Origin of the sequence: Acinetobacter sp. ATCC 27244 (assembly GCF_000156555.1) — a bacterium.
Lineage (GTDB): Bacteria > Pseudomonadota > Gammaproteobacteria > Pseudomonadales > Moraxellaceae > Acinetobacter > Acinetobacter haemolyticus.
Genome location: NZ_GG665949.1, coordinates 303,047 through 324,343, shown reverse-complemented (window position 1 = coordinate 324,343; position 21,297 = coordinate 303,047). Strand labels below are relative to the sequence as shown.

19 protein-coding genes and 2 pseudogenes are annotated in these 21,297 nt (G+C 38.4%); 17 read left to right on the top strand and 4 right to left on the bottom strand.

Going from position 1 to position 21,297, the window contains the following annotated elements; all coding sequences use genetic code 11:
* Positions 1–475: helix-turn-helix domain-containing protein (locus HMPREF0023_RS01435; RefSeq protein WP_008940961.1), on the top strand; the 475-nt coding region annotated here is incomplete at its 5' end.
* A 95-nt stretch (positions 476–570) separates the two neighbouring features.
* Positions 571–1,194: a sterol desaturase family protein gene (locus tag HMPREF0023_RS01430; protein WP_005082042.1), complete on the top strand. Its 624-nt coding sequence runs from the start codon at positions 571–573 to the stop codon at positions 1,192–1,194.
* 758 nt (positions 1,195–1,952) lie between these two features.
* Here the strand turns inward: HMPREF0023_RS01430 and HMPREF0023_RS01420 are convergent.
* Positions 1,953–2,285, bottom strand: coding sequence for a DMT family transporter (locus tag HMPREF0023_RS01420; RefSeq protein ID WP_005082041.1), 333 nt, complete (start codon positions 2,283–2,285; stop codon positions 1,953–1,955).
* Between the two features lie 101 nt (positions 2,286–2,386).
* Positions 2,387–4,267, bottom strand: a complete 1,881-nt coding sequence (mnmG, locus tag HMPREF0023_RS01415) for a tRNA uridine-5-carboxymethylaminomethyl(34) synthesis enzyme MnmG (protein WP_017394626.1) — start codon at positions 4,265–4,267, stop codon at positions 2,387–2,389.
* A gap of 251 nt (positions 4,268–4,518) precedes the next feature.
* Between mnmG and HMPREF0023_RS01410 the strand changes: the two genes are divergently transcribed.
* From HMPREF0023_RS01410 to HMPREF0023_RS01370, 9 genes are all read left to right on the top strand, one after another.
* Entirely contained in the window at positions 4,519–4,926 is a 408-nt protein-coding gene (locus tag HMPREF0023_RS01410) for a hypothetical protein (RefSeq protein WP_005082038.1), read from the top strand.
* 198 nt (positions 4,927–5,124) lie between these two features.
* Positions 5,125–6,027, top strand: coding sequence for a 50S ribosomal protein L11 methyltransferase (gene prmA, locus HMPREF0023_RS01405; protein WP_005082037.1), 903 nt, complete (start codon positions 5,125–5,127; stop codon positions 6,025–6,027).
* 14 nt (positions 6,028–6,041) lie between these two features.
* The gene (locus HMPREF0023_RS01400) at positions 6,042–6,905 is read left to right on the top strand and encodes a DUF3426 domain-containing protein (protein ID WP_005091003.1); all 864 of its coding nucleotides are present in this window, start codon (positions 6,042–6,044) and stop codon (positions 6,903–6,905) included.
* 376 nt (positions 6,906–7,281) lie between these two features.
* Entirely contained in the window at positions 7,282–7,551 is a 270-nt protein-coding gene (gene fis / locus HMPREF0023_RS01395; protein ID WP_001086304.1) for a DNA-binding transcriptional regulator Fis, read from the top strand.
* 82 nt (positions 7,552–7,633) lie between these two features.
* The gene (gene purH / locus HMPREF0023_RS01390; RefSeq protein WP_005082034.1) at positions 7,634–9,208 is read left to right on the top strand and encodes a bifunctional phosphoribosylaminoimidazolecarboxamide formyltransferase/IMP cyclohydrolase; all 1,575 of its coding nucleotides are present in this window, start codon (positions 7,634–7,636) and stop codon (positions 9,206–9,208) included.
* A 105-nt stretch (positions 9,209–9,313) separates the two neighbouring features.
* Entirely contained in the window at positions 9,314–10,600 is a 1,287-nt protein-coding gene (purD, locus tag HMPREF0023_RS01385) for a phosphoribosylamine--glycine ligase (protein WP_004638502.1), read from the top strand.
* 603 nt (positions 10,601–11,203) lie between these two features.
* Complete coding sequence (locus tag HMPREF0023_RS01380; RefSeq protein ID WP_005082033.1) at positions 11,204–12,076, top strand: MetQ/NlpA family ABC transporter substrate-binding protein; 873 nt, start codon at positions 11,204–11,206, stop codon at positions 12,074–12,076.
* 68 nt (positions 12,077–12,144) lie between these two features.
* Positions 12,145–13,170, top strand: coding sequence for a methionine ABC transporter ATP-binding protein (locus tag HMPREF0023_RS01375; RefSeq protein ID WP_005082032.1), 1,026 nt, complete (start codon positions 12,145–12,147; stop codon positions 13,168–13,170).
* Entirely contained in the window at positions 13,167–13,862 is a 696-nt protein-coding gene (locus tag HMPREF0023_RS01370; protein WP_004638497.1) for a methionine ABC transporter permease, read from the top strand. Before HMPREF0023_RS01375 ends, HMPREF0023_RS01370 begins: the two co-directional genes overlap by 4 nt.
* 49 nt (positions 13,863–13,911) lie before the next feature.
* Here HMPREF0023_RS01370 and HMPREF0023_RS01365 read toward each other — a convergent pair.
* Positions 13,912–14,782, bottom strand: a pseudogene (locus HMPREF0023_RS01365) (histone deacetylase).
* A complete protein-coding gene (locus HMPREF0023_RS01360; protein ID WP_005082029.1) occupies positions 14,776–15,762 on the bottom strand; it encodes a hypothetical protein in 987 nt (328 codons plus the stop codon). The pseudogene HMPREF0023_RS01365 and the gene HMPREF0023_RS01360 overlap by 7 nt, the downstream one beginning before the upstream one ends.
* A gap of 369 nt (positions 15,763–16,131) precedes the next feature.
* Here HMPREF0023_RS01360 and gloB point away from each other — a divergent pair, with 369 nt between their 5' ends.
* The 6 genes and pseudogenes from gloB to HMPREF0023_RS16825 all read left to right on the top strand — a co-directional run.
* On the top strand, positions 16,132–16,863 hold the full coding sequence (gloB, locus tag HMPREF0023_RS01355; RefSeq protein WP_004638494.1) for a hydroxyacylglutathione hydrolase: 732 nt from the start codon (positions 16,132–16,134) through the stop codon (positions 16,861–16,863).
* Between the two features lie 298 nt (positions 16,864–17,161).
* Positions 17,162–17,368, top strand: coding sequence for a hypothetical protein (locus tag HMPREF0023_RS01350; protein WP_004638493.1), 207 nt, complete (start codon positions 17,162–17,164; stop codon positions 17,366–17,368).
* A 315-nt stretch (positions 17,369–17,683) separates the two neighbouring features.
* Positions 17,684–19,066 carry an adenosylhomocysteinase gene (gene ahcY, locus HMPREF0023_RS01345; RefSeq protein WP_004638491.1) on the top strand — a complete coding sequence of 461 codons (1,383 nt, stop codon included), beginning with the start codon at positions 17,684–17,686 and terminating at the stop codon, positions 19,064–19,066.
* Between the two features lie 74 nt (positions 19,067–19,140).
* Positions 19,141–19,977: a methylenetetrahydrofolate reductase [NAD(P)H] gene (metF, locus tag HMPREF0023_RS01340; protein WP_005082028.1), complete on the top strand. Its 837-nt coding sequence runs from the start codon at positions 19,141–19,143 to the stop codon at positions 19,975–19,977.
* A gap of 22 nt (positions 19,978–19,999) precedes the next feature.
* Positions 20,000–20,719 (top strand): 16S rRNA (uracil(1498)-N(3))-methyltransferase, encoded by a 720-nt coding sequence (locus HMPREF0023_RS01335; RefSeq protein WP_005082027.1) that lies wholly within the window; start codon positions 20,000–20,002, stop codon positions 20,717–20,719.
* A gap of 112 nt (positions 20,720–20,831) precedes the next feature.
* Positions 20,832–21,297, top strand: a pseudogene (locus HMPREF0023_RS16825) (histidine kinase); the annotation flags it as partial.

Below are 21,297 nucleotides of genomic sequence, written 5' to 3'. Positions count from 1 at the left end.
GATATGGGGGTGTCATGTCAGACTTGGACAAACTGAAGGTCGTCTTTTCTTTGATGCGAAATTATTAGACCATCCTTCGCCTGCTTATGAACCTGAGTTATTAAAAGTCCATGAACACCATGCCGCCTCACAACTTGAGCTTTTACATAAACATCAACTTATTCATGAGATAGAAAAGATCTTGGCGAGCGGATTATTGGAATCGAGTGAGTTTGATCAGAATATTGTTGCTAGTCGATTAGATCGTAGTGCCCGCAGTTTAAGAGCGGATTTGCAACTTCTGAATACCAGCTATGAAAAAGTAATTGCACAATATCGTGAACGGCTTGCTCGGCGCTTACTCTCTCAAACCCAAGAATCAATTGATCAAATCGTCTATCTTACTGGTTTCTCTGAACCATCTGCATTCTCAAGGGCTTTTAAACGTTGGACAGGTGAAACACCAACAGCCTATCGACAACGAAAACAACAATAATTTGATTTGATCGGCAAATCAAACCTGCCAGTTCAGTCAAAAACTTTCACCATTAAGTTTCTACAATCTGATCATATTTTATGAGGTTAACGAATATGATCGGTTTTCCAGTAGGTATCTTTGTCGCAAATGGGATGGAATGGTATTTTCATAAGATATGGTTACATGAATTTCCAAGTAAAAATAGAAATAGCCCCTTCTTTACTCATATCGCCCATCATAAACGTGCTCGTTTAAATGATTTTCATGATGAAGGTTATGCAGAGTCAATGTTTAAAAACTCTGAAATGTACAATGAAAAAACAGCATTAATTGGTTTAGCCGCTGTCTCTACAGTTTTTCTACCCGTTGCACCATTTTTTACAGCAGGTTTATATTATGGGATTTGGAACTACTGGAAAGTTCATGCCAAATCTCATCTAGATCCCGAATATGCAAAAAAACGTATTCCTTGGCACTATGATCACCACATGACCAGTAATCAAAATGCCAACTGGTGTGTCACGCGACCTTGGTTTGATTACATCATGGGAACTCGCGTGATGACCGATGCTTCGACCACTGAAACCAACCCTCTCGCCATGAAAATGCCTATTTGGTTAGAGAAAAGGGTGAATAAAGCAGCTCGTCGTTTACTGCCTAAAGCTTTTGCAAAAATTGATGAAAATTCTAAACTTGACCAATTAAATTTACGTCAGGGAATTGAGGTGGTTTTATAGAGATTTTTTGTTTTAAGTCTAAAATAATTAGGTAATTTTCGTTAGTGCTAAAAGGGAATAGATATACTATTCCCTTTTTCAATACTGTAAAAAACTAATACTATTGTGAAATGAAAAAATTATAGCCGTTTTACTTACCCTTGCTCCCACATACCTATTCGTCTCGATAAGGACTACTATCAATTAAACGACGTGGTGTGTTTGGAGGAAGTAAAAACCAATTACTGACGAGCGAATAATTGGCACAAACTATATTTTAAAATTTTTACACGTTATTTTGACTTTTCGGCTCCCCGCAACAGACACAAGTCTTCCTAATTAAAAAATCAAGACCATTAAAATTCTTTCCAATAAAAAAACTTTGACCACACCATGGGCATATATCTTTTGCTAGAAAATAAAATATAGAAATATATCCAATTGGAATTAAAGCTATTGGTAGTGAAATCAAAATGTAATGTTCTTCAACCCTAAGCAACATACTAATTAAAATTACAACAGATGGAAATACAAAAATAATCCCTATGAGTCTTCTGCGTAATTTCAGTAGTTCTAGATATTTCGATTGCTGATTATTTTCCATAATTATTAACTTTTTTATAAAGTCACAACTAGTTACTGATCTAGTATAATCTAACTAAGAAGTAAAAGGAGCTTTTGTACTGCACATATACACTTTAAATAATTGTTCAACGAACATTTGCAGCAATCATGAAAACAACATTTTATCTAAAACATAGAGAACTTTTTAAAATGAATTAATGCCCACTCGTTTTGGACAATAAGTTTAAAATCAATACACCACTCATAATCAGTGCAATTCCCACAATTCCCCACAAATCTAGTTTTTGACCAAACATGAACCAAGCAACAGTGGTAATTAAAACAATACCAACGCCAGACCATATCGCATAAGCAATCCCTACAGGAATTGCTTTTAAAGTTAAAGATAAAAAATAAAATGCAATGACATAACCCACAACCACCACAAATGAAGCGATTGGCTTAGTAAAACCCTCACTACTTTTTAAAGCAGAGGTAGCAATCACTTCAGCAACTATAGCTATGAATAAAAACATCCAATTTTTCATTAAGTTTTATACCTTATCGAATGCATTTAAAAGTACATACAAAACAAACAGAAAAAAACACCCTTTAAAAGAGTGTTTTTATCATTTTCTGTTAATCAGACTTATGCTGATTTTTTTGCCATATGACTTTTACGAATCGTAATCATAAGCAATTGTACTGCCGCTGGAGTTACTCCCGGAATACGACTAGCTTGAGCCAATGTTTCTGGTCGAACTGTTTTCAACTTCAATGTAATTTCACGAGATAAACCAGAAATACCATCAAACTCAAAATCGGCAGGAATCTTAGTTTCTTCAAGACGCTTTAACTGAGCAACGTCTTCATGCTGACGGTTAATATAACCTTCGTATTTCACTGCAATTTCGATTTGCTCACCGACTTGTTGCGAAACTTCTGAACCTGTTAATTCAGCAATTTGAGCAAAATTAATATTTGGACGTTTCAACAAATCAATTGCGCTACACTCTTTGCTTAGATCTGCACCTGTCATTTCAACGAACTTTTTGCCCATTGGGTTATTCGGCGCAGCCCATAAATGTTGCAAACGAGAAGTTTCACGCTCAACTGCTTCCATTTTCTCACTATAAGCCGCCCAACGTTCATCATCAACCAAACCAAGTTCACGACCAATCTCTGTCAAACGTTGATCCGCATTATCTTCACGCAACATCAAACGATATTCCGCACGAGAGGTAAACATTCGATATGGTTCTTTAGTTCCCAATGTAATCAAGTCGTCTACAAGTACACCCATATAGGCTTGATCACGTTTTGGTGTCCATTCTTCTTGTTCCCATGCACGGCGTGCAGCATTCAAACCAGCAAGTAAACCTTGAGCACCTGCTTCTTCATAACCAGTGGTACCATTAATCTGGCCAGCAAAATACAAGTTCTGAATCGCTTTGGTTTCAAGGGTAAATTTCAATGCTTGCGGATTGAAATAGTCATATTCGATTGCGTAACCTGGACGCAGAATATGAGCATTTTCCATACCGCGAATCGAACGAACTAGATTGAACTGGACATCAAATGGCAAAGAGGTTGAGATACCATTCGGATAAAGTTCATGTGTATCTAAGCCTTCAGGCTCAAGGAATACTTGGTGCGAATCTTTATCCGCAAAACGATGAATTTTGTCTTCAATCGAAGGACAGTAACGAGGTCCCACCCCTTCAATCACACCGGTATACATTGGTGAACGATCTAAACCACCACGAATAATCTCATGGGTTTTTTCACTGGTATGAGTAATGTAGCAATTCACCTGTTCAGGGTGCATCGATGCATCGCCCATAAATGACATCACTGGAGATGGGAAATCACCCGGCTGAGGTGTCATCACAGAGAAATCAACGGTACGCGCATCAATACGCGGTGGCGTACCTGTTTTTAAACGTCCGACAGGGAGTTTTAACTCACGTAAACGATGCGCCAAAGCAATTGAAGGAGGATCACCGGCACGACCACCGCTTGAATTTTGTAAACCAATATGGATAACTCCACCTAAAAAGGTACCTGTCGTCAATACCACTGTTTTAGTATCAAAACGAATACCCATTTGGGTAACAACACCCTTTACAGTATCCCCTTCAACAATTAAATCATCAGCAGCTTGTTGGAAAATATCCAAGTTTGCTTGGTTTTCTAGGGTATGACGAATCGCGGCTTTAAAACGCACACGATCAGCTTGCGCGCGCGTTGCACGTACAGCAGCGCCTTTACGGGAATTGAGGATACGGAATTGAATACCGCCTTTATCCGCAGCAAGTGCCATTGCACCGCCGAGCGCATCAATCTCACGAACTAAATGTGATTTACCAATACCACCAATCGCTGGGTTACAGCTCATCTGGCCCAAAGTCTCAATATTATGCGTCAACAATAATGTTTGTCTTCCCATACGTGCAGCTGCAAGTGCCGCTTCCGTACCAGCGTGACCGCCACCAATTACGATAACGTCGTAAACTTTAGGATAGTGCATAGTGGTAAATGTGTATTCAAAAAATGACAGAGCATTATACAGGAATTTTGCCATAGTATGAAAAAAACCAATCAAAATCTCACACTGAGCAAAAGACTGATTCAATTAGAAATGACACAAAAAGAAACTTTATGTTGCACTTTTCATGTATTTTTAACAAAGTGCCCTAGAATCGTTAACTTGAACAACACTGTTTTTCTGAAAAAATTTCCTATCCTAATACATGCATAACAAATACTTAGGAAAATGATATGAACTCGAAGCTTTTATTATCATCACTGATCTGTGGATTATGTTTTACTGTGACAGCTCAAGCAAATGCAAAAACTGCCGCAGATCAACTCACTCAGAAATATCAACAGGTCTGTAAAGGTAAAAAACAAGGCGATGCAGTTTCATTTGCCTATAAAGGTGTTGTTTATAATGGCGCTTGTCAAAATGATGAAAATGATAAACTCATTTTCCAACCGCCAATGCCTACATCTGACACACCGCCAGAGACTCAAAGCAGAATTTCTGAAACTCAATCAGAACCTCGTCCAGTTAGTGGTGCTCCAGTTGAATCTGCACCACCCCAAATTCAATCACCTAATGAATTAGCGGCGCCAATTGAAAATACTGAACAACCAATGATGCAAAATGAACAAGCAGCACCTTAAGTTGTCCAAGTATTTTTAATTCCTTATAAATAACCTATAAAGGATATAGTTATGAACTATATCCTTTATTTATTTCAGCATATTGAAAGTAAACCGCGAAATAATTCATCTTAAAATTGTAAACTACTCATTATAGACTCCCTTTATACAACACGAATCCTTTACAATAACCACAAATTTATTTACTTAGGTTGTCCTGTGAACTGGCTACAAATTCATATTACTGTTGATCAAAATCAAGTTGAACTGTGTGAAACCCTACTTTTATCTCTGGGTGCAGTCAGCGTAACTTTAGATGATGCTGAAGATCAGGCCTTACTCGAACCACTTCCTGGTGAAACACCACTTTGGAATAAAGTTATCGTTACAGGTATTTACCAACAAGAAGAAGATGATCCAATTGATGTTGATCGCTTAGAAGCTTTTTTAAAGGCTCAACTCCCTGATGTACCTATGCGCCATGAAACTTTAGAAAACCAAGTTTGGGAACGTGCATGGATGGATTATTATGAACCCATTCAAATTGGTGAAAAATATTGGATCGTTCCAGAATGGTTGGAACCGCCTGAAGCAGATGCAACCAATATTAAACTAGATCCTGGTCTTGCTTTTGGCACAGGTAATCATGCTAGTACTTTTTTGTGCTTACAATGGTTAGGTAAAACCGACGTAAAAGATAAAATTGTGATTGATTATGGTTGTGGTTCAGGCATTTTAGGTGTTGCTGCATTGTTATTGGGTGCAAAAAAAGTCTATGCCACTGATATTGACCCACAAGCTGTATTAGCAACCAAGCAAAACGCTGAATTAAATGGCGTACTTGATCGTCTGTTTGTTGGCTTACCTGAAGAGTTCGATCAAGAATTCAATTCACAACAAGCTGACGTGTTGGTTGCAAATATTTTAGCTGGCCCGTTAATGGCACTCGCGCCCGAATTCTCAACTTTAATCAAAAATGAGGGCGAGTTCGCACTTGCAGGTGTAATTGAAGAGCAAGTTGCTGATGTTTCTAGTGTTTACGCTGAGTTTTTTGATATATTAGAGATCGAAAAGCGTGAAGAAAACTGGTGCCGCATTTCAGGAAAACGAAAAACAATTTGAGATCGCTATAACTTATGAGTGAAAAACAAACCCGCTGCCCCAAATGCTCAACCGTGTATAAAGTGACCCTTTCACAACTCAGTGTTGCACAGGGCATGGTTTGTTGTCCAAAATGTGTCATTAACTTTAATGCATTGACCAATTTATTGGAGTCTCAGACAAGCGAAACCATTCCGACGTCCACAAATCGCTCTTTATTTTCTTCAATCCAACCCGATAGCACGTTTGCTGAAAAGCAAATGCAAATATTAAGCATTTTTGATCAAAAAATTGAAAATTCAAATATTGATCTACTCACCTATCTCAATAACTTAAATTATTTTAATACTGAACCTGTTACGGCATTGCCCAATCTAAATCTTTCAGAAGATACACTATTAATAGATGAAGAGACTGCAGATAAACAGCATGGTTGGCTCTATTACACCCTTTGGGGTATCGGCAATATCACCTTAATTTTGGTATTTGCCTTCCAAATTTTGTGGTTCAATCCGAAGCTGATGCATGACAGCCCCGCATTAAACAGAACTTTTAATACAGCCTGTTCTGTGATTACTTGTAAAGCAAGAGATGGTCAGTATAAATATTTAAACTTTGAAAAAGTCAATCTGAGACGTGCCGAACAGGATAGTACGCGTTTTTCAGGTATTATTACTAATCATAATAAGCATAGTATCTTGCTCCCCTCTATACAGGTTGTGCTAAAGGATAATGATGTTGTGATTTCAAGCATCACACTAAAACCAGAAGACTACCTCGTGGATAGCTTAAAAACCATTCAACGCATTCCCTCAAATAGCCCATTTAAATTCGATTTTACGGTCCCAAAAAGCAGAAATAGTTTTACAAATTATAGTTTAGAAATTGTACAACCCTAAAAATTAAAAAAAATGACAAAAAAATATAAAAAAAGTGCAGTTAATTTGCTCACTTTTTCGCAGACAGTGGTATGATACGCGCCACGAAAGCTTTAACCCACTTACTCCTCGTATTTCACAGACAAAAAATCGTTAAACGAACTGTGCTTCTACCTTATAAGCGCATAGTTGGTTTTTTTGTTTTTGAAAGTAGGTCGTAACAAATATTTAACTATTGTTACGCTTATTTTTTACACAATTCGAGGATTTGTGGCAAGCTAATAGTTCCTTTGTTTTAGAGTCACTGTTTTAGGATCTAAAACAGGGCTCAATAATTTTAGACCACATTTATATATCACTTTACCCAAGTGATATTTGATTTTTCGGATTAACACGCATGAATAGCAAATCTCCTATTTTTACGGCTCAATCTGATGTCGCTCTTCGCATCCACGTTGATCGCGCAGTTCGTCATTATTTTGCACAATTGCAAGGTGAGCAACCATCTCAAGTGTATGACATGGTTCTAGCAGAAATGGAGAAACCTCTTTTGTCTGTGGTCTTAGAATATACTCGTGGCAACCAAACGCGTGCTGCTGAGATTCTAGGTCTTAACCGTGGAACTTTACGTAAAAAGTTAAAAGCTCACGGTTTAATGAGTGAATAATTGATAAAATGCTCACGTTCTCGTGGGCATTTTTTATGCCTATTTGTTTTAATCTGTAGACTTCAAACTGTTGACTTAAATCATGACTATCAAACGTGCGTTAATCTCTGTTTCAGACAAAACTGGAATCGTTGAATTTGCTCAAAATCTTGCAGCTCTCGGGGTAGAAATTTTATCTACAGGCGGTACTTATAAGTTGCTTAAAGACAACAATATCGCTGTCGTAGAAGTTTCTGAACATACAGGTTTTCCTGAAATGATGGATGGTCGTGTAAAAACACTTCATCCAAAAATTCATGGTGGCATCTTAGCTCGTCGTGGTCTGGACGAAGCTGTTATGCAAGAACACAATATTGATCCAATTGATCTGGTGATTGTGAACCTTTATCCATTTGCTGAAACTGTAGCGAAGCCAAATTGCTCTCTTGCTGATGCGATTGAAAATATCGATATCGGTGGCCCAACCATGGTTCGTGCAGCAGCAAAAAACCATGCTTCTGTGGGTATTATTGTCAATGCATCTGACTATGACACTGTTGTTGCTGAATTAAAGCAAAATGGTTCACTCTCTTACGAGACTCGTTTCGATTTAGCAGTAAAAGCATTTGAACACACTGCTCAGTATGATGGCATGATCGCTTCTTATTTAGGTGCACGTGTAGGTAAAACTGAGGGCGAAGCAGATTTATTCCCTCGTACATTCAATACGCAGTTAAATAAAGCACAAGATTTACGTTACGGTGAAAACCCACACCAAAATGCTGCATTTTATGTAGAAGCAAATGCTAAAGAAGCGTCAGTTTCTACTGCGAAACAATTACAAGGTAAAGAGCTTTCTTATAACAATATCGCCGATACTGATGCTGCACTTGAGTGTGTTAAATCATTTGCAAAACCTGCATGCGTTATCGTTAAACATGCGAACCCTTGTGGTGTTGCCGTTTCTTTAGATGGTATCAAAGTGGCTTATGATCTTGCTTATGCAACTGATCCAGAGTCTGCATTTGGTGGCATCATTGCATTTAACCGTGAGTTAGATGTAGAAACTGCTCAAGCAATTGTCGATCGTCAATTCGTTGAAGTAATCATTGCACCAAGCATTGCTAATGGTGTACTTGAAGTTACAGGCGCAAAGAAAAATGTACGCGTCATGGTGTGCGGTGAATTACCTGCAATTGATGCACGTGCTCCACAACTTGACTATAAACGCGTTAACGGCGGCCTACTTGTTCAAGATCAAGATTTGGGCATGATCACTAAAGATGACCTAAAGGTTGTGACCAAGCGTGCACCAACTGAACAAGAAATTGATGACATGATCTTTGCTTGGAAAGTTGCAAAATACGTAAAATCAAATGCGATTGTGTATGCAAAAAACCGTCAAACCATTGGTGTAGGCGCAGGTCAGATGAGTCGTGTAAACTCTGCTCGTATTGCGGCGATCAAAGCTGAACATGCTGGTTTAGTCGTTGAAGGTGCAGTGATGGCATCTGATGCGTTCTTCCCATTCCGTGATGGTATTGATAACGCTGCTAAAGCTGGTATCAAATGTATCATTCAACCGGGTGGTTCTATGCGCGACGAAGAAACAATTGCAGCAGCGGATGAAGCTGGTATTGCAATGGTCTTCACGGGTATGCGTCATTTCCGTCACTAATAGATTTTAAAAATCCCTCTTGCGATGTTTTAGTTGCATCTCAAGGGGGAATTTTCTATTTTTAGTGGATGTACTAGAGATACTTAAAAAGGAAATAACTTAATAATGAATATTTTAGTATTAGGTAGCGGTGGCCGTGAACATGCACTTGCATGGAAAATCGCACAAGATGAAAAAGTTGCTAAAGTCTTTGTCGCACCAGGCAATGCGGGTACAGCAACTGAAGACAAATGTGAAAATATTGACCTCGATATTTTAGACAACCCTGCAATTATTGCATTTGCAAAAGCAAATGATGTTGCGCTTGTTATCGTTGGGCCAGAAGCACCATTGGTCAATGGTGTCGTTGATGCTGCACGTGAAGCAGGTCTAAAAATCTGGGGACCAACTCAATATGCGGCTCAACTTGAAGGCTCAAAAGCATTCGCTAAGCATTTCTTAAAACGCCATAACATTCCTACAGCTTTCTATGACGTATTTACTGAAGTTGATGCTGCAAAAGCTTATGTTGAGAAAAATGGCGCTCCGATTGTAATTAAAGCTGACGGCTTAGCAGCGGGTAAAGGCGTTATCGTTGCGATGACCAACCAAGAAGCTTTTGATGCGATTGATGACATGTTGGCGGGCAACAAGTTCGGTGACGCTGGGTCTCGTGTTGTGATTGAGCAATTCTTAGCTGGCGAAGAAGCAAGCTTTATTTGCATGATTGATGGTAAAAATATTTTACCAATGGCAACTTCTCAAGACCACAAACGCATCTTTGAGGGCGACCAAGGACCGAATACTGGCGGTATGGGTGCTTACTCTCCTGCTCCCGTCGTTACAGCAGAAGTTTTTGAACGTGTCATGAATGAAGTGATGCGCCCGACAGTTGATGGTATGGCAGCAGATGGTCATGTCTACACGGGCTTCTTATATGCTGGTTTGATGATTGATGATCAAGGTCAACCACGTGTGATCGAATTCAACTGTCGTTTTGGTGATCCAGAAACACAGCCTATTATGATGCGTTTGAAATCATCTCTAGTTGATCTGGTTGAGGCTGGTATTGAAGGTAACTTACCAAGCGAAGCTGAATGGGATGACCGCAAATCTATTGGTATCGTTCTTGCTGCCGAAGGCTATCCTGAAACTGTTCGTAAAGGTGATGTCATTTCGGGTATCGGTCAATCGCCTGAAGACACCAAAATCTTTCATGCTGGCACAGCTATGACTGATGATGGTCATATTGTTACTGCTGGTGGCCGCGTCCTTTGCGTAACAGCCTTAGGTGACACTGTACTGGAAGCTCAGATCAATGCATTAGAAGTATGTGGCCAAGTGACATTTACAGGTATGCAATATCGTAGTGATATTGGTTATCGTGCAATTGCTCGCGAAAAAGCTGAATAATTTTATTGTGAATAAGGCCTTCTTCGGAAGGCTTTTTTATTCCTGAAACGCTATCAATTTACATTCTTTATTCAATTTGCATATATAGAGTTCAGAAAAATATATATTATTTATTTCACCAAAATCACCAATCAAACATTTGCAAAAATCTATAAAACTATCATTAATTTACATTTACTATGCACATAATTCCTTTAGATAATCAGATGCTTATACTCTTGAGTATCATGCAGACCACTATAACCCTTACCAAAATATTGCTATGATTGGCACAATTTTAGATGTTGTTTTTATGTTAAAGGAATATGCTTTTTCATGATTATCAAATGATTAAGCTATTTTATCCAATCAACAGAAAACCAACAGCTAGACCAATATTTGGTTTGAAAAGATGTGAATGGATGTCTGCATTATTTATTGGTTCCAAATAAGCACATGAATGTTCACTTATTTTTCTTAAAATCATGGAATCATAATGGCAAATACCCAAGAAATAATTCATGTGATTATTTTTTGTATAAAGCCAATTTGCATCCTCAAAGCGATTACATCAATGCGAGAATAACATTACTTTCTCAGCATTATTTTGGTTAGGATTTCCACATGAAAAAGCTGATTAGCCTTTTTTTAAGTGTATCAGTGTTGTTGCTTGCGGCATGCAGCAAACAGCCAGATAACACTGCTGAACAGAACAAAGATGCAGGTGCATTACAAACTGTCGTTATTGCTTCTACAGGTTCTGATGCTGATATTTGGCGTCACATTGCAAGCTTGCCTGAAACCCAAGCTGCTGGACTAAAACTTCAAATTAAAAATTTTACTGACTATGTTGCAATGAATACTGCTGTTGCAAATAAAGAAGTCGATTTGAATGCATTTCAATCCTATGCATATCTCGTTGCATTCAATGCAGCAAATAAAGACAAAATTGCGCCAGTCTCTACAACTTATTTAGAACCAATGGGAATCTACTCAAGCAAGGTAAAAAAAGTTGAAGAGTTTGCCAATGGTGCAACGATTGCAATCCCTAACGATGGGGCAAATGAATCTCGTGCTTTATTACTTTTACAAAGCGCGGGTTTAATTAAATTAAAAGCTGACTTTGATCCTGTAAAAGGAACACCAGCTGATGTGATTGAAAATCCGAAGAACATTGTGATCAAACCAATTCAAATGGCAACAGCTGTACGTGTTAAAGATGAGGTTGATGCGATTTTATTGGGTAATACCCTTGCAATGGAAGGTGGTCTAAACGTTCTTAAAGATGCAATCTTCTATGAACCAATTGATCAAAGCACCAAGTTAAACGTCAATGTTCTAGCAACGGCTGAATCTCGCAAAGATGATCCTGTTTTACAAAAAGTCGGTGCGCTTTATCACACTGATGCAGTAAAACAATATGTACAAGATCATTTTGCTGGTACAAAAGTTGATGTAAATAAGCCAATCAGCTATCTCACTGAAGAGAATCCGTAATATACTTTTCTCAACAAAACAGGCAAAGTGATTTTGCCTGTTTTTCTTTTCTGCTTAGTATTGACGATATGATCCAATTTAAAAATATTTCCAAACACTATCAGCTCAAAGGTCAAACGATCACTGCGCTGGATCAAATCAACTTAGAGATCCCTGATGGCAGCATTTTTGGCATTATCGGTTATAGTGGTGCAGGTAAAAGTACCTTAATCCGTTTGATTAATTTACTGGAGCGTCCGACCCACGGACAAGTGATGATTAATCAAAAAGACTTTACTGCAATGGATGCGCGTACACTTCGTCGAGAACGTGCAAATATTGGCATGATTTTTCAGCACTTTAACTTATTGCAAACCAAAACAGTGGCTGAAAATATTGAAATGCCACTTAAACTGTTAGGTCATAGCAAAGTCGAACGTGAAAAACGTCTTGCAGAGTTGCTAGATTTTATTGACCTTAAACATAAAAAAGATGCTTATCCAGATGAGCTTTCAGGCGGTCAAAAGCAACGTGTAGGTATTGCGCGTGCGCTTGCGAATCATCCTAAGATTTTGCTATGTGATGAGGCAACGTCTGCACTGGACCCTCAAACCACACAATCCGTTTTAGCATTATTAAAGAAAATTAATCAAGAACAGAACATCACCATTGTGATGGTTACTCATGAAATGGATGTGATTGAATCTATCTGTGACTATGTCGCAGTCATGGAAGCTGGCAAAGTCATTGAGACAGGTCGCACCTTAGATATATTCAGTCAACCACAACACCCAACAACCAAGACATTTATCCAAACAGTATTGCAGCAACAATTGCCGATCAATATCTTGAATAATCTTGAACACAAACATCATAACAGTATCTATAATCTGCAATTCTTAGGAACATCAGCCCAAGAAACCGTTATTCAATCCGTGATTAAGCAATTTGATATTAGTTTAAATATTTTATTTGCCAACATGACTGAGATTAATGGCACTGTGATCGGTCAAATGTTTATCCAACTTTTAGGCGACCCAACGATTATTCAGGAAGCGATTCAATTCTTAGAAAGTCAGGGTGTCAAAGTTGAACAGTCAGGAGTAAGCCAATGAGAGATTTAATTGTACAATGGCTGACTGAAATCACAGCTCCATTTTGGCAAAGTTCATTATCCATTGATCAATTTGTAACGGCACTGGAAGAAACCTTACAGATGGTATTCTTTGCATTGCTATTTGGATGCATTTGGGGATTTATTCAAGGTATTACTTTGGTAGTCACACGTAATGGCGGGATTTTACAAAACCGTGCGATTTACTATGCACTCAATCCAATCGTGAATGCCCTACGTTCAATCCCATTTATCATTTTATTAATCGCCGTCATTCCATTTACAAAGTTTTTGGTTGGTACATCAATCGGAACATGGGCTGCTATCGTACCATTAACCATTTATGTCGGTCCTTATCTTGGTCGACTCATCGAAACTTCTTTACTTGAAGTAAATGAAGGCATTATTGAGTCTGCACAAGCGATGGGTGCTAGTCCTTGGCAAATTGTATTCAAATTTATCGTGCCCGAAGCACGTAGCTCTCTCATTCTCAATCTCACCACAGGTACCATTTCATTGATTGGTGCAACAGCGATGGCAGGTGCTGTGGGTGCAGGTGGAATCGGTGATCTTGCTATTTCCTATGGCTATCAGCGTTTCGATAGTAGTGTGGTCATCCTGACCGTTATCGTACTTTTATTATTGGTTCAGTTTGTACAGTCATTTGGAGAATGGTTAGCAAAATTACGCTAAACGCCCAATTCAATGCTCTCCTCGCGAGAGCATTTTTTCTATAGCTAGGCTAAACCTCAGCAAAATAAATTTGATGCGCTGCTTTGAATGTATTGACATGCAAAGGAACCAAATCCTCCAAAGGTTGATAGCCACCAGCCAAAACGAAAAGCAAAGGAATTTTCATTTTCTTCGCCATCTCAAACACAATCCGATCACGCTCAAACAAGAGTGCTGTAGTAAACCATTTTGATCCATATTTATCATGTTGATGACAATCCATGCCCGCTTGATAAACGATAAGATCAGCGTCCCAACGTGATGCATATTGAAAAGCTTCTAAAATCGCTTCTCGATACAAATCAAAATTACCTTGCTTTGGATGAATAACGAGTCAAACTACGCTCTCCCGCCTTACAACCAAAGCGGATACCAAAAATGCCAAAATTAATCAAATTCGGCATACGATTGGTGAAAATCGCAGTACCATCCCCACCATGCTGATCACAATCTAAAATAAAAATTCGTTTGTCCGGAAATTGTTTTGCAATTAATGCCAAACCATTAAAGGTACAGTAAGCGGCCCCAGAATCATAACTCGCATGGTGAAAACCTTGTGCAATATTGGCAGCAATTCCTTCTTTCAATGCGATCTCAGCACCGACCAATTGCCCAGCCTGTACCGACAAAATGGCATCACGTAGTTGTGGATTCCAAGGTTTAAATCCTTGTACAGTCGCGAAACTTGAATCACCTGCAAAAAAGGCATCTACATATTGCGGGTTATGTAGTTTTTTCAAGATATCAATGTCTATAAGTCCAGGATCTATCAATTCAACCCACTGTTGCTGCTGTAGCACTTCAGCAACTGCAGTCAGTTTCTCCATACTATTGGTATGCGTTTGCGCATAATAGCGTGGCGAGTAGCAAGCTTTTAGCATGGATTTCCTACATAGATTTGATCTTGAGCAATTTCCATCAATTGACTCAATTCAGTCGTATCGGGTCGAAATAATCCATTATCAACTTGTTGTTTAAAATGATATCCGAATGCACGCGCTCGATTTTCAGGAGAAACCGCCAGTGTCGTCAGTCGTAGAAACCAAAAACCTTTCATTGAAGAAATGGGGATCACATAACCTTTATATTGTTTGTTTTTATTCTTTTCTAGCGGCTCGATCTCATAGTTTGTAGAGAAAAGGCTCCCCGCTGGTAAGCGCACACCATTCATAAGTAAAGGAACCAGACTAATACAAGAGTGATTATCCCCCATATTCATCTTTTCCATCATGACTGGCTGATCATGCTCATCGACGAAAATATTAATTTCACCTTGTCTCAATAGACGATGATGTGCAATTCTCAAGAAGAATTTTTCTGCCATCGGACACGAGCCAACCTTAGGTTTTTCCTCTAAAGCTTGGCATTCAATTATTTCAATATGTTGAACATCTTGAGGAAGGATAATATCTGCAAGTAACTGACAAATGAGTCTACTTTCTTCTCGCTCAGCATATTGATAAAGTGTTCTAAGTTTGGCTTGAAAATCAACTTCCTGCTGTAAGTTCTGCGTATAGCCATCATCTGGATTTAAACGTTTTAGGCTTTGCTGAACATCAACATGAATATCAAGATTCCGCCATGTTGTTAACTCAAGCCCGTATGAGGCTGCTTGACTTAAAATATTTCTTAATCCTTTCGTATCGTAATCATCAAAAATACGTAAATCCTGAAACCCCAACGCATCACGCGGCTGTGATACAAACTCAGCGATTACCCGTGTTGCCTGCGTATATCCACAACCTCGACGTTCAGTTTGATGGCTAAAATGTTCATTCAACATTTCGGTGAGTTTGGCAGATAGCGGATATAAATATTGCTTAAAAATACTGACCACTTCATGGTCTTTTAAATCCGACATAGCACCCCCTCGCTTGTTCTTTATGATTTATAAACTCATCGTCCTTTAATCAATCCTATGTATTTATATTGTTAAATCTAATCACGAAAATCATTTAGCATTTTTAAATAAAATATAAATCTAAAGATGAATATAAATCATTAACTTATAAAACTTTTATTTCATATTTATCGAAAACCGCCCCCTTGTCAATCATAAAGATTTTCACTTATTCTTGTCGTCACTATCTGTCCAAAACAGTCATCATCCATACCCTCTTCGATGCTCACTTTGCATGATAAGAAATTTACACTTACACTAGCAAAAGTTGATGACGCTCTATCATCTTACTGGCAATAACCACATGAAACAATGATTTAGGAATTGGCTATGCATTATAAAATCCATGCGATTGACGTACAAAATGCCTTAAAAAACTATATATGGTTATTGGAAGATACAACGACAAAACAAGTTGTGGCGATTGATCCAACAGAAGCAAGTTTAGTCAAAGATTTTTGTGAACAACATCATTTGCAGCTACAACAAATTTGGCTCACGCATTGGCACCCCGATCATACGGGTGGAGTAGAGGATTTATCCGCTAATGAAAATATTGCAGTGTATGGCCCTAGAGATGAGCTGAGCAAAATTTCTTTTATCTCCAACCCACTGCAACAAGATGATCATTTTCACTTTAATGATTTAAAAGTTGAAATCATTGCAACGCCTGGCCATACATTGGGGCATATCGTTTACTTCATTGAAGCCATTGATGCACTTTTTTGTGGTGATACATTGTTTGCAATGGGATGTGGACGTCTGTTTGAAGGTACGGCTGAACAAATGTACCATTCATTAAATAGGTTAGCAGCCCTGCCTATCCAAACTAAAGTATACTGTACACATGAATACACGCTTGCCAATGCTGAATTTGCGATCACTATAGAACCGCATAACGTCGCATTACAAGAAAGGATGAAACAAGTTAGGGCATTACGAGAAACCAATCAAATTACGCTCCCGAGTACCATAGAATTAGAACTCGCAACGAATCCCTTCTTGAGGACAGAAAGCGCTGAAGAGTTTGCACGAATCCGTCATCTAAAAGACCAGTTCTAAAGATCTCACCAAATCACATAGATTTCACTTTTTACGATATAACCAAAGTGGAAAGTGAAATCTTTTTTTACATTTAAAGATAAAATTTTTATTAATTTAATATTCAAAAAATCTAAAAAAAATATTTATTTTTCTCTAAATTTACAGTAACTTATAAAAATTATAGATGAATTCCTGCAGGTGGAAATTACTCTATTTTTACATTACTTACACGCGGAAAAATAAATCTATCTAATGCCCCTTTAAAAATTTTTAACCTACCCTTATTAATAATTACAGGTTCACAAGGAGTTCTCGTATGAAAAACAGAGTTGTTAAAGCAAAAAATTTATTGGCGTTTCGTATTTGGTTAGAAAAATTAGGATATTCAGTTAAAAATCTGACAGATAATCGTGGTTTTACCTTTAGCTTTAAAAAAGAATATGGCTTAGTCACTGGCGATCTATCTGGCAATGCTTTAGCAATGCAACTCGGTGAAGAATTTGAAGACCACCTAAAAGCATAATGACTTATTTACAGCTTTATAACGATCTTAGGATTTCAAAGGGATTTGGAATCCTTGATTGATGTATATAAAAATAATTTACAACTTCAATAACACCCAAGATCAAAGCTTCATTTTCTAGCCATCTCCTAAAAAATATCATTGGAACAAAACTATTTTCCAAGTATTATAATGTCCTAGTCGAGGGATGCTGCGACATTTGATTTGTATTATAAATCAACTTGCCAGGCTCGACGATCGGTTGAACATTCGTTTTAACCAACAACGGCATCCGCGAACAGAACGATCCATACTATTTTTTTCTAGGAGATCCTGATGAACGCGGTGAATGCTTCATTTACAGATTATAAAGTTGCTGATATTTCCCTTGCTGACTACGGTCGTAAAGAAATCAAACTCGCTGAAGCAGAAATGCCAGCTTTGATGGGTTTACGTAAGCGTTATGCAGCAGCTAAACCTCTTGCTGGCGCAAAAATTTTGGGTTGTATTCACATGACAATCCAAACAGCTGTTCTTATTGAGACGTTGATTGAACTCGGTGCTGAAGTTCGTTGGACTTCATGCAATATTTTCTCTACACAAGATCATGCTGCAGCGGCAATTGCTGCTCGTGGTATTCCAGTATTCGCTTGGAAAGGCGAAACTGAAGAAGAATACGTATGGTGCTTAGAACAACAAATCAATGTAAATGGCAAGCCTTGGGATGCCAACATGATTTTGGACGATGGTGGTGACTTAACAGCACTTGTTCATGACAAATACCCTGCTCTTTTAGAACGTATTCACGGCATTACTGAAGAGACCACAACAGGCGTACAACGCCTATTAGAAATGTGGAAAGACGGTTCACTTAAAGTTCCTGCAATTAACGTGAACGATTCAATTACCAAATCGAAGAATGATAACAAATACGGTTGCCGTCACTCATTAAATGATGCAATCAAACGTGCAACTGACATGCTACTTTCTGGTCGTCGTGCACTTGTGATTGGTTACGGTGATGTCGGTAAAGGTTCTGCACAATCTTTACGTCAAGAAGGCATGATCGTTCGTGTAACTGAAGTTGATCCAATTTGTGCAATGCAAGCTTGTATGGATGGTTACGAAGTTGTTTCTCCATACAAAAATGGCGTACAAACTGGTAAGAAAGAAGACATCAACCATGATCTACTAGGTAATACTGATCTTGTTGTGACAACAACTGGTAACTACCATGTATGTGATGCTGCAATGTTAGATAGCTTAAAAGCTGGTGCAGTAGTTTGTAACATCGGTCACTTTGATACTGAAATCGACACAGCTTATTTACGTGGTTACAAATGGGTTGAAGTGAAGCCACAAGTACACCAAGTTTATCGTTCAGAAGATGAAAGCAATTACTTAATTCTTCTTTCAGAAGGTCGTTTAGTCAATCTTGGTAATGCAACTGGTCACCCTTCACGTGTGATGGATGGTTCTTTCGCTAACCAAGTATTGGGTCAAATGCATTTATTTGCTGAAAAATTTGCTGATCTTCCTGCTGATCAAAAGCAAGCTGCAATCCGTGTAGAAGTACTTCCTAAGAAACTAGACGAAGAAGTTGCTGCGGCAATGGTTGTTGGCTTTGGTGGTGTGTTGACACAATTAACTCAAGTACAAGCTGATTACCTCGGTGTGCCTGTTGAAGGTCCATTCAAATCTGACGCTTACAAATACTAAGAATCTTAGGGCAGACGTTATACGGACTGCCCTTTTTTCTAAAAATTTCCAAGCGATTTTAAAAAGGATTTGAAATGACGAAACGTGTTCCTATTTCTTTTGAGTTTTTCCCACCAAAAACTGATGCTGGTGCAGAAAAATTAAAAGTTGTTCATCAAGAACTTCAACTGCTAAATCCAGAGTTCTTTTCCATTACTTATGGTGCTGGTGGTTCTACCCGTGAACGTACTTTAGCTGCGATTGATGATTTTAATGGCAAAGGTACGCCTGTTGCACCTCACCTTTCGTGTATCGGTGATGACAAAGTGCGTATTGCTGAACTATTAGATTTATACAAATCTCAAGGTATTGATCGCATCGTAGCACTACGTGGTGACTTACCTTCAGGTCAGGTGGGTTTAGGCGAGTTGCCTTATGCACAGGACTTGGTTCGCTTTATTCGTGAACATTCAGGTGATCACTTCCATATTGAAGTTGCAGCTTATCCCGAAATGCATCCACAAGCGGACAGCTTCGACGCTGATATCAAGCGTTTTATAGAGAAAGTTCAAGCTGGTGCAAATGCAGGAATCACTCAATTCTTCTTTAATCCAGATGCTTATTTCTATTTCATTGAACGTCTTGAGAAAGCTGGGGTAAATATCCCAATTGCACCAGGGATCATGCCCATTACCAATGCAAGTAACTTAATTCGTTTTGCTGATGGTACAGGCGCTGAAATCCCGCGCTGGATTCGTAAACAGCTTTCTGCTTACGGCGATGACAGTGCAAGCATTAAAGCTTTTGGTCATGAAGTGATTTTGAAACTTTGTGAACGTTTAATTGCTGGCGGCGCACCAACTCTTCACTTCTATTCAATGAACCAAACCGAACCAACCCGACAACTCGTTGTCGATCTTGGTCTCAACTAATTTGTAAGAGCTCTACCCAAGCATGAATCGTTTTTATATCGAAACTGAATTAAATACTGGCAACACCATCGAACTAACAGAATCAGTGTTTCATCATTGGGTACGTGTGCTTCGCGCAAAAGAACAAGAACAAGCCATCTTCTTCAACGGGAAAGGTGGCGAGTATCTTGTCACTCTGACAGTAATCAACAAAAAAAATGCTTTGGTGTCGATTGATCAATTTAATAAATTAGATCGTACTGCGCCTTTTAATGTTGTTTTGGGTCAAGTGATGAGTAAAGGTGATCGTATGGATTATGCGATTCAAAAAGCCACCGAACTGGGCGTGACCACAATTCAATTATTAACCAGCGATCGCTGTGAAATGCGATTAAAGTACGATCGTGACCAAAAAAAACTGGATCATTGGCGATCTGTTGCAATCGCTGCCTGTGAACAATGCGGAATGAACCGTGTGCCTGAAATTCTAGCGCCTATTTCTCTTAATGACTGGGTTAAATCTGAATTACCGACATCTCGTTTTGTACTTGCCCCCAATAAAGATCAAACAAATATACTACTGAATAGTACGCCTGATATTGCATTATTAATTGGTCCAGAAGGTGGACTTAGTGAAACAGAAATCGAAACAGCAAACCAATACCAATTTAAAAACTGGTGTATCGGTGATCGCGTTTTGAGAACGGAAACAGCCCCCGTTGTTGCTCTATCTATTTTAAACTATCACTTTTCAAGCAAATGATGCATTTACATTGCTTTTCAATGGGTTTAACGTTAATTTAAATAAACTCAACGCTATAGTTTACAAAGAATAAAGACTGTAGGTACTGATAAAAGAAAAGGATTATTCTTGTATGTCTGGGGTTCAGAAACAAGGTTTAGCGCCATTTATCTATACGGATCAAATTAATTACTCTAGCCATATCAGATCCTTTGTTCTTAGCGTATTGGGTATATGTGTTTTAGACTATGCATTATTTGGTCTTTTCTATTCTTTTACTCCAAATATCTTTACCGCTTGGATTAGCATCACTGCCGTTTTTCTTCTAATTTTCTTTTTTTTGTGCCGTTTTTCCTTGAAGTGTTATTCATCTCCAGCCTTTATTAAAAGAAGTCATGTTTTATTCCAAATTGTTTGTTTTAGCACTGGTTTGTTGCTCGGTATCAACTCCATCATTATTACGTATTACCTGATACATGAGGTTCCACAACTAACTGGATCACATATTCTGACATTAACTGCGCTATTATTAACAACCTCACATATCATCGCGCTAACATTTCTTACTCAGCATATTCGTTATTTCTTTCTGTTTTTTC

Excerpts from the sequence above, each read along its gene's own strand:
- HMPREF0023_RS01430 (WP_005082042.1), top strand. The coding sequence starts at position 571 with ATGATCGGTTTTCCAGTAGGTATCTTTGTCGCAAATGGGATGGAATGG.
- HMPREF0023_RS01420 (WP_005082041.1), bottom strand. The coding sequence starts at position 2,285 with ATGAAAAATTGGATGTTTTTATTCATAGCTATAGTTGCTGAAGTGATT.
- mnmG (WP_017394626.1), bottom strand. The coding sequence starts at position 4,267 with ATGCACTATCCTAAAGTTTACGACGTTATCGTAATTGGTGGCGGTCAC.
- HMPREF0023_RS01410 (WP_005082038.1), top strand. The coding sequence starts at position 4,519 with ATGAACTCGAAGCTTTTATTATCATCACTGATCTGTGGATTATGTTTT.
- HMPREF0023_RS01400 (WP_005091003.1), top strand. The coding sequence starts at position 6,042 with ATGAGTGAAAAACAAACCCGCTGCCCCAAATGCTCAACCGTGTATAAA.
- fis (WP_001086304.1), top strand. The coding sequence starts at position 7,282 with ATGAATAGCAAATCTCCTATTTTTACGGCTCAATCTGATGTCGCTCTT.
- purH (WP_005082034.1), top strand. The coding sequence starts at position 7,634 with ATGACTATCAAACGTGCGTTAATCTCTGTTTCAGACAAAACTGGAATC.
- purD (WP_004638502.1), top strand. The coding sequence starts at position 9,314 with ATGAATATTTTAGTATTAGGTAGCGGTGGCCGTGAACATGCACTTGCA.
- HMPREF0023_RS01380 (WP_005082033.1), top strand. The coding sequence starts at position 11,204 with ATGAAAAAGCTGATTAGCCTTTTTTTAAGTGTATCAGTGTTGTTGCTT.
- HMPREF0023_RS01375 (WP_005082032.1), top strand. The coding sequence starts at position 12,145 with ATGATCCAATTTAAAAATATTTCCAAACACTATCAGCTCAAAGGTCAA.
- HMPREF0023_RS01370 (WP_004638497.1), top strand. The coding sequence starts at position 13,167 with ATGAGAGATTTAATTGTACAATGGCTGACTGAAATCACAGCTCCATTT.
- HMPREF0023_RS01360 (WP_005082029.1), bottom strand. The coding sequence starts at position 15,762 with ATGTCGGATTTAAAAGACCATGAAGTGGTCAGTATTTTTAAGCAATAT.
- gloB (WP_004638494.1), top strand. The coding sequence starts at position 16,132 with ATGCATTATAAAATCCATGCGATTGACGTACAAAATGCCTTAAAAAAC.
- HMPREF0023_RS01350 (WP_004638493.1), top strand. The coding sequence starts at position 17,162 with ATGAAAAACAGAGTTGTTAAAGCAAAAAATTTATTGGCGTTTCGTATT.
- ahcY (WP_004638491.1), top strand. The coding sequence starts at position 17,684 with ATGAACGCGGTGAATGCTTCATTTACAGATTATAAAGTTGCTGATATT.
- metF (WP_005082028.1), top strand. The coding sequence starts at position 19,141 with ATGACGAAACGTGTTCCTATTTCTTTTGAGTTTTTCCCACCAAAAACT.
- HMPREF0023_RS01335 (WP_005082027.1), top strand. The coding sequence starts at position 20,000 with ATGAATCGTTTTTATATCGAAACTGAATTAAATACTGGCAACACCATC.